This is a genomic window from Atribacterota bacterium (genome assembly GCA_028703475.1).
In the GTDB taxonomy this organism is placed as follows: Bacteria; Atribacterota; Phoenicimicrobiia; order Phoenicimicrobiales; family Stramentimicrobiaceae; genus JAQVMU01.
Genome location: JAQVMU010000007.1, coordinates 1 through 13,435, shown reverse-complemented (window position 1 = coordinate 13,435; position 13,435 = coordinate 1). Strand labels below are relative to the sequence as shown.

Sequence of the window (13,435 nt, the reverse complement as noted above, 5' to 3'; positions counted from 1 at the left end):
AAGTGAACCCCAGAATTGAAAAATTAAGAAACATAAGCTTGACTACCCAACCATATATTGATATTCAGAGAGCAAGACTTTTGACTGAGGCTTACCAGAAATATTCTGGAACGGTAACTATTCCTATCTTAAGGGCTTTATCCTTTAAATATATATTAGAAAAGAAGACCATTAACATTGAAGAAGGAGAATTAATTGTAGGTGAAAGGGGGAGTTCTGCCTGCGGAACGCCAACATATCCTGAATTATGCTGTCATACAATTGAGGATTTAGATATGATTGCCAACAGAGAAAGGATTTCATTTGCGGTAAATGATGATGTTAAAAAGATACAGGAAGAATTAATAATTCCATTTTGGAGAAAAAGATCTATCCGATATCAACTTTTTGAAATGATGGATAAAGAATGGAAAGATTGTTATGAGGCAGGAATTTTTACTGAATTTATGGAGCAAAGGGCACCAGGACATACTGTGGCAGATGGTAAGATATACAAGAAGGGATTTCTGGGTTTTAAACAGGAAATTATAGAACAGATAAATAATCTTGATTATCAAAATGATGAGCATGTTTTTCAAAAATTGAATCAGCTTAAAGCTATGGCTATCTGTTGTGATGCCATAATAACATTAGGTGAGCGTTATGCCAGGAAAGCGGAGGAAAAAGCCAAAACTGAACATGCTGAGATTCGAAAAAAGGAACTGTTAAAAATTGCAGATATATGCAGGCAGGTTCCGGCGCATGCACCCAGAAATTTCCATGAGGCACTACAGATGTACTGGTTTGTACATATTGGAGTTATCAGCGAACTAAATACCTGGGATTCTTTTAGCCCAGGTCATTTAGACCAGCATTTGTATCCTTTTTACCATAATGACTTAAAAGCAGGTGACCTGAATAGAGAAAAAGCAAAAGAGTTATTAGAGTGTCTCTGGATTAAATTTAATAATCAGCCGGCTCCCCCAAAAGTCGGTGTTACCCTGGCAGAAAGTGGTACATATACTGATTTTGCTAATATCAATAATGGTGGATTAACCCCAACCGGAGAAGATGCTGTGAATGAAGTTACCTACATTATCCTGGATGTCATTGATGAGATGAGATTATTGCAGCCAAGTACTAATATCCAGTTTAGTCAAAAAAATCCAGACTACTTTTTAAAACGTGCTTGTGAAATAATCAGAAAAGGCTGGGGACAGCCCTCGGTCTTTAATGCAGATGTAGTGATATCTGAAATGCTCAGACAAGGTAAGGATATTGCTGATGCAAGGGAAGGTGGAACCAGTGGTTGTGTAGAAACCGGGGCTTTTGGAAAAGAAGCATATATTTTAACTGGTTATCTTAACCTGGTCAAGATACTGGAAATTACTCTGAACAATGGTAAAGACCCTCAAACAGGTAAAATAATAGGAATCAATACGGGAAGCCCTGAAAACTTTGTTAATTTCAAGCAATTGTTTTCAGCATTCAAGGAACAGCTTCATTATTTTGTAGATATAAAAGTGAAAGGAAACCATATAATTGAACAATTATATGCCTCTATTATGCCATCTCCTTTTCTTTCTATAATTATAGATGATTGTATTAAAAGAGGCAGGGATTATAATAACGGTGGAGCACGTTATAATACCAGTTATATACAGGGAGTAGGGATTGGGACTATAACTGATTGCCTATCTGCAATTAAGCATCATGTTTATGATAATAGTAGTGTTACAATGAGAACTTTAGTGGAAATTTTAAAACAAAACTTTAGAGGAGAAAAAGAAATTTGGAATATATTAAAGAATCATTCTCCCAAATACGGCAATGATGATGAATATGCTGATAGTATTATGCAAGATGTATTTGATACCTTTTTTAGGGAAGTAGATGGGCGTAAAAATACCAAAGGAGGCTATTATCATATTAATATGTTGCCAACTACCTGCCATATCTACTTTGGTTCTGTTGTTGGGGCAACTCCTGATGGAAGGAAAGCAAATAAACCATTATCAGAAGGGATTTCCCCTGCCCAAGGTGCAGATAAGAAAGGCCCGACTGCTGTTATTATATCGGCTGCCAGAATGGATCATGTTAGAACCGGTGGGACTCTTTTGAATCAAAAGTTTTCTCCTTCAATAATTGAAGGAGAAAAAGGACTGAATAGCCTGGCACAACTTATCAAGGTTTATTTTAAGCTTGGCGGTCACCACATACAGTTTAATGTGATAGATACTGAAATCTTAAAGGCTGCTCAGCTTAACCCGGAGAATTACCAAAATCTTATTGTGAGAGTAGCCGGGTATAGTGATTTCTTTAACAACCTTAACAAAGATCTCCAGGATGAAATAATAAGTCGTACCGAGCAGGGACTTGTTGAATAATATAGTTAATAATTATATACTTAATAGGATAGACAGAATTATAAAAGATTAAAAATTGAATAGAATAAATATAAAACGTGGGAGGCATTAATAATGCTAAAAGATGTTGCAAATATTGTACGAGGTTTGTCAGTGGATATGATCGAGAAAGCCAACTCTGGACATCCTGGGTTGCCATTAGGATGTGCTGAAATTGGTGCAGTTTTATTTGGTGAAGTTCTTAAATATGATCCAAAAGAACCGAATTGGACTGACAGAGACCGTTTTATTCTGTCAGCTGGCCATGGATCGGCTTTATTGTACTCATTATTATATTTATCCGGTTACGAGGTAACCTTAGAGGATATAAAAAAATTCAGACAGCTTAATTCTAAAACTCCAGGCCATCCGGAATATGGAATTACACCCGGGGTTGAAACTACTTCCGGGCCACTTGGGCAGGGATTGGCTAACGGAGTTGGAATGGCAATTGCTGAAAAGATATTGTCCAGCAGGTTCAATACAGAAGAATTTAAAATTGTTGATCACTATACATATGTTCTGGCTGGCGATGGATGTATGATGGAGGGTATTACCTCTGAAGCTGCTTCTTTGGCTGGACACCTTGGACTTGGAAAATTAATTGTAATCTATGATAAAAATTGTATTTCATTAGCATGTGGAACCGATGTGACTTTTACCGAATCAGTTGCTGAACGATATCGTGCTTATAACTGGCAGGTTATTGAAGATATTGATGGACATAATATTGATGAACTTAGAATGGCTTTAATGAAAGCCAAAGAAAATGAGGAAAAACCTGTACTGATTATTGCAAAAACGCATATAGGTTTTGGAGCTCCCACAAAACAGGATAGCCATATTGCCCATGGGGAACCATTGGGAAAAGAAGAAATTGAGGGACTGAAAAGAAAGATTGGCTTACCAGTTGATAAGACATTTTATGTAAGCGGAGAAGTAAAAGAATATTTCGATAAAAACTTACAGAAATGTACAGAAGAAAGAAAAAAGTGGAATGGTATTTTTGAAAGCTGGTCCCAACAGTTCCCCGAAAAACGAAAGGAATGGGATAAGGGAATCAATCTTGATGTTCCGGAAAATATAAAATTTCCGGAGATTATTTTTGAAGAAAAAATTGCCACCAGGAGTGCTTCAGGAAAAATACTAAATAAGATAGCGGAAGAAATACCTTATATGATTGGAGGTTCTGCTGACCTTTCACCTTCTACTAAAACCTATCTGGATGGCCTCCCTGAGTTGCAAAAAGGTAATTTTAATGCCAGAAATATTCGTTTTGGAGTTAGAGAACATGCTATGGGGGCTATTTGTAATGGTCTGTCTTTACACAAAGGTATTCGACCTTATTGCTCTACTTTTTTGGTTTTTTCTGATTACATGAGACCATCTATCAGGTTAGCTGCAATGATGGGTTTGCCGGTAATATACATATTTACTCACGATTCAGTTTATGTTGGTGAAGATGGCCCTACTCACCAGCCAATTGAGCATGTAGAATCTCTTAGAATTATTCCCAACCTTAAAGTCATCAGGCCTGCAGATAGTGAAGAGGTAAAAGCCGCATGGCAAGTTATATTAGAAAGAAAAGATGGTCCTACTGCTTTAATTCTTTCCCGGCAGAATTTGCCAAAACTTGGAGTACCGGTTAATATGGATGAATTTAAAAAAGGAGCCTATGTAATCAAGGAAAATAAGGACAAATATGAAATTTCAATTGCAGCAAGCGGAAGTGAGGTTCAGACTGCGTTGCAGGTTAAGAATATTTTAAAACAGGAGAATATTTTCTGCCGTGTTATTTCTGTACCTGACAGAGAAGCCTTTGCCATTAGTGGTCGTGAATACCAAGCTGATATTTTAGGGAATTCTGATAAATTGAAAGTAGTTATTGAAGCTACTACAGGACAGGGGTGGTATGAAGTTATTTCGAATTTGTCATTGGGGATCTTTATTCGTCGTTTTGGAGAGAGCGGTGCCGGGGAACAGGTTGCCAGGGAATTAGGCTTTGATGCAGAGAAAATAGCACAACAGATTCTAAAAACAATAAAAAATAAAATATAAATTTTGGATAATTAGAAAGGATATTTTTTATGCCTTATGGTTACTGTGGCAATATTTTGCATGTTAATCTAAGCGAACAAAAATATTGGATAGAAAATCCTGGTGAAAAGTTTTATAGAAAATACTGGGGTGGGAGAAGTATTGGCCTATATTATATGTTAAAAGAAATGAAACCAAAAACGGAAGTATTTTCTCCTGAGAATATATTGATTTTTGCCACCAGTGTAGTAGTAGGTTCAAAGGCGCCAATGATTAACCGTTATACAGTATGTGCAAAGTCCCCATTAACAAATGCCCAGGGTGAGGCGGAAGCCGGTGGTTATTGGGGACCGGAACTTAAAAAAGCAGGGTTTGATGCTGTTGTAATAAAGGGAATAGCAGAAAAACCAGTATATTTATTTATCAAAGATGGCCAGGTAGAAATAAGGAATGCTCAACATTTATGGGGGAAAGGTACCTTGGAAACCCAAAATTTATTAAGGGAAGAATGTGATGATAGTAAAATAAGAATAGCCCAGATTGGTCCTGCAGGAGAAAATTTGGTATATTTTGCTAATATTGTTAATGAACTGCATCATTTTAATGGTAGAAATGGACTGGGAGCAGTTATGGGATCAAAAAAATTAAAAGCAATTGTAGTGAGAGGAAGCAGCAATATTCAAGAGCATTTTCCCGAAAAAGTAAGGGAAATAACCAAAAAGATTACTGCAAGAGTAATGAAAAATCCCTTAAGCAGAGACCTTAGAGAACAAGGCACAGTCGCTGTAATAGATGGGGCTAGGAAAGCAGGTTGGCTGCCAACCAGGAATTGGTCTGACAATCATTTTGAGGAATCCGAAAAGATATCTGCAGAAGAATACCATAAAAAAATATTTGAAAAAAATGGTACTTGTTATGCATGTCCTATTGCCTGTAAAAGACTAGCCCGTTCTAATGATGTTTCTTTAAAAATTAACCCTGAACTGGGTGGCCCTGAGTATGAAAGTCTGGTTTCTTTGGGTCCTCTTTGTGGAGTAAGTGACTTAGATTACATTGCAAAAGCAAATCAGCTATGTAATCAATATGCTGTGGATACAATTTCCATGGGAATGACTATAGCCTTTGCCATGCAATGTTATGAAGAAGGATTATTAACAAAAAGTGACACAGGTGGAATTAATCTTAAATTCGGAAATAAAAAAGCAGTTTTAGAGTTGATTGAGAAAATTGTTTATCAGGAAGGGATAGGAAAACTTCTTTCCCGGGGAAGTCTAAGAACTTCTGAAAATATTGGCAAGCAATCAAAAAAATTTGTACATCAGGTAAAAGGACAGGAAGTGCCCATGCATGATCCGCGAGTTAAAACAGGTGTTGGACTTCAATATGCCTTATCTGACTATGGTGCTGATCATATGAAGGCAGCCCATGACACCTTTTTTACTGATGAAGAAAGTTGGGGTTTACAAGAAACGGCTGGTTTGGGTATTCTTGAAGCCGTTGAAGTTACTGATATTGGCCCTAAGAAAGTAGGTTTATTTAAAAAATTAGATCTATTATGGTCTTTATTTGATATTTTAGGTGTATGCGATTTTGGTTATGTGCCAAGAAGTGTAGGTACTCTTGAGGAACTATTAGAATTAATCAGAGCTATTACAGGATGGAAGGTTACCTGGTATGAATTAATGAAATTAAGCGAAAGATCAATCAATATGGCCAGGACTTTTAATATAAGAGAAGGATTAACTGCGAAAGAAGATAGCTTACCTGAGGTATTTTTTCGGAATTTTAAAGGAGGAATACTTGATGGAACAGGAGCCATTGATAAAGAAAAATTTAAAGAAGCAATAAAGCTGCGCTATCAGATGATGGGTTGGGATAGCCAGAATGGTATCCCTTCTACAGGGAAACTGGCTGAATTGGGGTTAGAATGGTTAATTTCATAAATTAGTAACACTCATTAAATTAACAAGAAGCAAGATAATATGATTAATATTATCATTCTGCTTTAAAGATGCTTATAAAAGATAATTTTAATATTTATTACAAAAAAAGATATCTAACCCAGGAATATTTGACATTTCAAAAAATATTGTTAAAATGTTTATAACAATCAAATACTGAATTGCCTCACTTTTTATCTGAAGTGGGGTAGAGGCGCGAAGAATCAACAGTACTGATAATAAGCTGAGCAGCAATGATTTATCAGGAAAGGGGTCTTCGCCGAAGTCTGAATACTGATGCTCTAAGTTTCAGGCTGGGGCTATGGTGAACAATCATAGTACTGTCATCAGAAACTACTCCCGGTTTCTGATGGTGCGCTATCTCATCGAGGAGAGATAAAAGGGGGGTAAAAAGAAAGCTTGTTATTATTTTAGAGCAATCGATGAGCCTGGCGCTTATTGATTGCTTTTTTTATTTTTTGATTATTTTTAAGGAGGAATTTAATGACCGATACTTTTGTGAAAAATGAGTTAGAGCAAAGAGGATTTGATCTGGATCAGAATAGGGAATTAATGTTTGAAAAAGTTAGAATAAATGAAATTGCGCAAAAATATGATACACCATGTTATATTTATTCAGAAAACATTATTAGAAAGAATTGCCAGGAGTATATTTTATCATTTAAAAATAATAATGTTGATTTTGAAATACTATATGCTGGTAAAGCATTTTTAGTTAAAGCACTGTGTAATATTTTAGATGAAGAAGGAATGGGTATTGACGCATCTTCAGGAGGTGAAATTTATACAGCCTTAGCAGCAAACTTTCCTGCAGAAAGAATATATTTTCATGGGAATAACAAGTCTGAAAAAGAAATAAGGTTTGCATTAGAAAACAATATCGGAACAATAATGATTGATAATCTCTATGAATTAGGTTTAGTCAATAATATAGCTAAAGAGTTAAATAAAAAAGTACATATTATGATAAGAGTTATTCCAGGTGTTGATACACATACTCATGAAAAAATAAGAACAGGACAGGTAGACTCAAAATTTGGTTTTCCAATTTCAGAGTTAGAAAATATATTTCCAGCGGTAATGGAAAGAGATAATCTGGTATACAGAGGGTTACATTGCCATATTGGGTCCCAGCTTTTAGATGTTAAATATCATCTTCAGGCAATAGTTGAAATGATTCATGTTATTAAGAAGATTGAAGACAAGTATGAAATAAAAACAAATAACCTGAATTTAGGAGGAGGACTCGGAGTCAGGTATACAAGAGATGATAATCCCGTTCCTATTAATATTTTTGTTAATAGTATTATTAATAAGGTAAAAGATGTATGTGATGAGTATAAAGTTTCATTGCCAAAAATATTGATTGAACCAGGCAGGTCGATAGTTGCTGAAGCAGGTATTACTCTTTACCGGATAGGGGCAATAAAAGAAATAACCGGTTTAAAAAAATACCTTATAGTGGATGGAGGTATGGCTGACAATCCCAGGCCAAGTCTTTATGATGCAAAATATGAAGCATTGATAGTTGATAGGCTTGAATCAAACAAAACTGAACTTGTCACAATTGCCGGAAAATTTTGTGAATCAGGTGATATTCTTATAAAAAATATTGAATTACCCAGGGCTGAAAGCGGGGATTTGATTATTCTCTTTACTACAGGTGCTTATCATTATTCTATGGCTAATAATTATAACGGTATTCCCAGACCGCCCGTTGTTCTGGTTAATGAGGGGAAACACGGATTAATGGTAAACAGAGAAACCTATCAGGATGTTATTAATAATCATGTAATACCAGATTGGTTAATGTGATTTGTTTATGCTAATTACATATGAATAGAAACAGAATACAGTCAAGGGAGATATTTATGAAAAAAGAGTTTGTTAAAATGCACGGTATTGGAAATGATTTTATAATAATGGATTTCTATTCAGAAAAAGAACCTGATGGAATTAATTATAATAATCTTGCAAAAAGACTCTGCCAAAGACATTTTGGCATTGGAGCAGATGGCCTGATTTTAATACTTCCTTCAAAAAAATATGATTTAAGGATGAGAATATTTAATTTTGATGGAAGTGAACCCCAGATGTGTGGTAATGGAATCAGGTGTTTTGCCAAATACGCTTATGAAAATAAATTAATTGAAAAGAAAATATTCTCAGTAGAAACGCTGGCGGGAGAAATAATCCCTGAAATCATTTTTAATGAGAAAACCGGTTTTATTGAAGGTGTAAAAGTGGATATGGGTGAACCCCGATTGACTGGTAAAGAGATACCGGTAACAGGAAATCCTGATAAAAAGGTAATTAATCAAGAGTTATTAGTTGAAAATAATAAATTTATGATAACTTGTGTTTCAATGGGTAATCCTCATTGCGTTATTTTTATTGAAGATGTTGAAAGGTTTCCAGTAAGAGAGATTGGGCCTTTAATAGAAATAAATCCCTTCTTTCCCGAGAAAACCAATGTAGAATTTATTGAAATTCTAAATGACCATGAAATTAATTTTAGAGTTTGGGAACGTGGAGTAGGTGAAACAATGGCGTGTGGTACTGGTGCCTGTGCTGCTGTTGTAGCAGGAGTTTTGAACAAAAAGGTCAATAGTAAAGCCATTGTTCACCTGAATGGCGGGGATTTAAAAATCAACTGGGCAGATGATGGACATGTTTATATGACAGGTCCTGCTGAAAGCGTTTTCGAAGGCTCTGTCAGTATTGATTAAATTAGAATTTATTTGTTTAAAACAAAATGGAATTATTGAAAAAAGGAGAAGTATATTATGAAGATTGCAGAAAGAATTAAAAATGTGCCACCATATTTATTTGCAGAAATTGACAAGAAAAAGGAAGCAGCAATCGCCAGGGGTGTGGATATAATTAATTTAGGGATCGGAGATCCTGATAAACCCACACCTTCATATATTATTGACCAGCTGGAAAAAAGTGCCCGGGATCCCAAAACTCATGATTATCCGCCTTATGAAGGAACTAAAGAATTCAGGTCAGCAGCTGCAGAGTGGTATCTGAAAAGATTTGGGGTAAAGCTTGACCCATATAAGGAAATAATTTCTCTTATCGGGTCAAAAGAAGGAATAGCCCATGTGTTTTTAGCTTTTATTGATCCCGGAGATATAAGTTTGATACCGGATCCGGCATATCCTGTTTACAAGACAGGAACATTATTTGCCAATGGCAAGCCATATTATATGCCATTATTGGCAGAGAATGGTTTTCTGCCGGATTTAGATAAGATAGATGAAGGTATAGCGAAAAAAGCAAAACTGATATTTCTAAACTATCCCAACAATCCAACCGGTGCAGTTGCAAGTCTGGATTACTTTAAAGAGGTTGTTGATTTCGCTAAAAAATATAATCTGCTGATATGTCATGATTTTGCATATTCAGAACTGGCATATGATGGTTACAAATCACCAAGTATCCTGGAAATAGAGGGAGCGAAGGATATTTCTCTGGAATTTCATTCTTTATCAAAAACTTATAATATGACCGGGTGGAGGATCGGCTTTGCAGTAGGTGGACAAGAAGCAATATCTGCCCTTTCAATAATTAAGACAAATGTGGATTCAGGTATTTTTAAGGCTATTCAGGAAGCGGGAGTAACTGCCTTAACAGGTCCACAAGATCATATTCCACAGATGATAGACATGTATACTGAAAGAAGAAATGTGATTGTAGAAGGTTTGAACAAACTTGGATGGTCTCTGGAGGCTCCAAAAGGAACATTTTATGTCTGGGCTCCAACACCGGCTGGAATGAGTTCTATTGATTTTGCCAATAAGGTTTTGGAGAAAACAGGGATAATCGTAACACCTGGCGTAGGATATGGTCAGTACGGAGAAGGATACTTTAGAATTGCGTTAACCGTAGATGTGCCCAGGATGAAAGAGGCAATAGGTAGATTGGAAAAGGCCAATATCATTTATACAGCATAAACATTTAAAGATATAAAAAGGCATTATTTTCTGATATTACAGTATGATATTTTGTAAAATTATTAAATAGTAAATGAGGTGATTATCATTAGAATTGTAGTTAAGTTTGGTGGAACAAGTATAAGGGATATAGATCGGATTGAAAAGGCAACCAATTCAATTGCTAAAAAAGTAAAGGAAGGTCATGAAGTTTTAGTAGTAGTTTCAGCTATGGGAGACACTACTGATAATTTAATATCATTATTGGAAGGAGTAACCAAATCCGGTTATGACATGAACGATTATGCTCAATTTGTATCATTTGGAGAGAGGATGAGTGCCCAGTTGGTAGCTGCTTCATTAAGGGCTCAAGAAATACAATCACGCCCTTTTGATCCTTCCGGAGATGATTTTCCTATTATTACTAATAACAAGAATTTACTGGAAGCAGATATTTTATCAAAGCAAAGCAAAGAACAATGTCAGACTTATCTTGAACCATTGTTACAAAAAGGAATTGTTCCGGTGGTTTGCGGTTTCCTTGGGAGGAGTGAGAAAGATAATATTATTACATGTTTAGGCAGGGGCGGAAGTGATATTACAGCTTTTGCCTTAGGTGATTTTATTAAAGCAGATGAGGTTATTATAGTTACCGATGCATCAGGTGTTGCTTCGGCAGATCCCAGATTAGTCAAAAAAGTAGAAATGTTGCCAAAAATAAGTGTAGAAGAGATGGGTATTTTGGCTGAAAGCGGTGCAAAAGTATTACACCCCAGGGCTTTAAAATATAAAAATAAAAATATGAGATCAAAGATAATTCATTTTCAAAATGGAGATTTAGACTCTCCTGGAACGGAAATTGAAGGCAGTTTTTCCAGCAAGGTTGATATTTTTCAGGACAAGCTTTGTTTGTTGACCATAGTTGGAGATAGTATTTTAGAAACTCCAGGAATATTGAGGGATATAATTACACCATTATCGAAAAATAATATTAGTATACAGAGTATTGCAATAGGAATTCAATATATCGGTATTTATGTATCTGAAAAGTATAGTAAAAAAGCATATGATTTGATACATCTTTCTGTATTAAAGAGTGAAAAGTTAAAATCTGTTACATCAAAAGAAGATATTGCCCTCATTGTAGTGAGTAGCAGAGATTTTATAGATACCCCTGGTATTATTGAAAAAATAACACGTCCATTGGCGGAAAATAATATAAATATTTTGGAAATGGTTACAATAAAGACTGATATATTAATATTTGTTTCCTGGAATAATAAGGATAAAGTTTACCAGCTGATTCGTCAGACTCTTGGTGAAATTGGAATTAATACTCAAAAATAATTAAGAAAATAATATATGCCAAAACAGGCAAATAAAAAAGGAGGATATTTAAAATGTTTAGAGGATCAATTGTTGCTTTAATAACACCATTTGATAAAAATAATAGAATTGATGAACAGGGAATTAAGGATTTGGTTGAGTTCCATATAAAAAACGGGACTGATGCTATTGTTCCCTGCGGAACTACCGGAGAATCTCCGACTCTCAGCCATGAAGAACATAAAAAAGTCATAGAATTAACCATTAATGCAGTTAATCAAAGGGTTCCGGTAATTGCGGGTACCGGATCTAATTCCACTGAAGAGGCTATTGAACTTACCTCAGCAGCCAGGGAAATGGGAGCCGACGGTGCCTTATTGGTTATGCCTTATTACAATAAACCTACACAAAAAGGTCTCTATATGCATTTTAAAACCATTGTTGAAAAGGTTGATATTCCGGCAATTGTGTATAATGTACCATCACGATCCGGTGTCAATTTATTGCCTTCTACCCTGGCCAGTTTAGCTGAATTGAAAAATATTACAGCAGTAAAAGAAGCAAGCGGTAATCTTGAACAAATGGCCGAAATTATATATTTGTGTGGTGACAAACTCACTTTATTATCCGGAGATGATAAAATATTGCTCCCGGTATTATCCATAGGGGGTAAAGGAGTAATATCGGTTGTAGCAAATATTATTCCCAAAGAAGTATCTTTAATGGTCAGAAAATTTGAGGAAGGCAGTTATGAGGAAGCACGGGAAATGTTCTTTAAAACAATATATCCTTTGAGCCGAGCCATGTTCTATGAGACTAACCCAATTCCTGTTAAAACAGCTGCCCGGTTAATGGGTTTGCCGGCAGGAAATTTACGTTTACCCATGGTTGATATGGAAAACAGTAATTTTGAACAACTAAAGCAAGATTTAAGATCATTCAATTTATTGGAGGATTAAAGATGAATAATGTTATTGTTTGTGGAGGATGCGGTAAAATGGCATCACTTATAGCTAAACTCATCTATCAGGATGATACACTAGAGTTAGTTGGGGTTATAGAGTCAAGTAAACACCCTGCCATCGGTCAGGATTGGGGGATTGTAAATGGAATTGGTAAAACTGAAATAATTATTGAAGATAACCTTGACAAAATTATTGAAAAATGTGATGTAGTTGTAGATTTTACAAATCCTGAGGCAACAATGAATAATCTGATAATATGTTCAAAACATAAGAAAGCTTGTGTGATTGGTACAACCGGATTATCTGAGAACCAGGTAAAAAATATCAGGGAATCCTCAGAAAATATTCCCATAGTGTTTTCACCAAATATGGCATTAGGAGTTAATTTATTATTTGATTTAGCAAAAAAAGTAGCAGCTGTATTGGATGCCGAATATGATATTGAAATTATTGAAACACATCATCGCTATAAAAAGGATGCACCAAGTGGTACTGCCATGAAAATTGCTGAAATAATTGCTAATGAAAGAGGTGTAAAGCTGGATAAATCAGCAATTTATGGACGTTGTGGAAATATTGGCGCTAGAAATAAAGGGGAAATCGGTATTCATGCCATAAGAGCTGGAAATATAAGTGGAGAGCATACAATCATTTTCAATTCCCTGGGTGAAAGACTGGAACTGACTCATAAAGCATACAGCAGGGATGCATTCGCCGAAGGAGCAGTTAAGGCGATTAATTTTATTTTAAATAAAAAGAAGGGACTTTTTTCAACAAAAGAGGTATTGAATCTGTAAAATAATTAAAAAAATTTTAAGTACCTT

Annotated in this window: 9 protein-coding genes and 1 riboswitch; all 9 genes read left to right on the top strand. The window is 35.4% G+C overall.

Annotated features, from left to right (window positions below; all coding sequences use genetic code 11):
* The first annotated feature begins 2 nt into the window (after positions 1-2).
* The 9 genes from PHQ99_01790 to dapB all read left to right on the top strand — a co-directional run bounded on the left by PHQ99_01790 (position 3) and on the right by dapB (position 13,408).
* Positions 3-2,366, top strand: coding sequence for a glycyl radical protein (locus PHQ99_01790; protein MDD4288312.1), 2,364 nt, complete (start codon positions 3-5; stop codon positions 2,364-2,366).
* Between the two features lie 93 nt (positions 2,367-2,459).
* Positions 2,460-4,442 (top strand): transketolase, encoded by a 1,983-nt coding sequence (gene tkt / locus PHQ99_01785; protein ID MDD4288311.1) that lies wholly within the window; start codon positions 2,460-2,462, stop codon positions 4,440-4,442.
* A gap of 29 nt (positions 4,443-4,471) precedes the next feature.
* Positions 4,472-6,364: an aldehyde ferredoxin oxidoreductase family protein gene (locus tag PHQ99_01780; protein ID MDD4288310.1), complete on the top strand. Its 1,893-nt coding sequence runs from the start codon at positions 4,472-4,474 to the stop codon at positions 6,362-6,364.
* 198 nt (positions 6,365-6,562) lie between these two features.
* Positions 6,563-6,750: riboswitch (Lysine riboswitch) on the top strand.
* Positions 6,751-6,865: 115 nt separating this feature from the next.
* The gene (lysA, locus tag PHQ99_01775; GenBank protein MDD4288309.1) at positions 6,866-8,197 is read left to right on the top strand and encodes a diaminopimelate decarboxylase; all 1,332 of its coding nucleotides are present in this window, start codon (positions 6,866-6,868) and stop codon (positions 8,195-8,197) included.
* 56 nt (positions 8,198-8,253) lie between these two features.
* Complete coding sequence (gene dapF, locus PHQ99_01770; protein MDD4288308.1) at positions 8,254-9,111, top strand: diaminopimelate epimerase; 858 nt, start codon at positions 8,254-8,256, stop codon at positions 9,109-9,111.
* A gap of 57 nt (positions 9,112-9,168) precedes the next feature.
* Positions 9,169-10,341, top strand: coding sequence for an LL-diaminopimelate aminotransferase (locus PHQ99_01765; protein MDD4288307.1), 1,173 nt, complete (start codon positions 9,169-9,171; stop codon positions 10,339-10,341).
* Between the two features lie 78 nt (positions 10,342-10,419).
* Positions 10,420-11,667 carry an aspartate kinase gene (locus PHQ99_01760; GenBank protein MDD4288306.1) on the top strand — a complete coding sequence of 416 codons (1,248 nt, stop codon included), beginning with the start codon at positions 10,420-10,422 and terminating at the stop codon, positions 11,665-11,667.
* A 53-nt stretch (positions 11,668-11,720) separates the two neighbouring features.
* Positions 11,721-12,605, top strand: a complete 885-nt coding sequence (gene dapA / locus PHQ99_01755) for a 4-hydroxy-tetrahydrodipicolinate synthase (protein MDD4288305.1) — start codon at positions 11,721-11,723, stop codon at positions 12,603-12,605.
* 2 nt (positions 12,606-12,607) lie between these two features.
* Positions 12,608-13,408: a 4-hydroxy-tetrahydrodipicolinate reductase gene (dapB, locus tag PHQ99_01750; GenBank protein ID MDD4288304.1), complete on the top strand. Its 801-nt coding sequence runs from the start codon at positions 12,608-12,610 to the stop codon at positions 13,406-13,408.
* Positions 13,409-13,435: the final 27 nt, after the last annotated feature.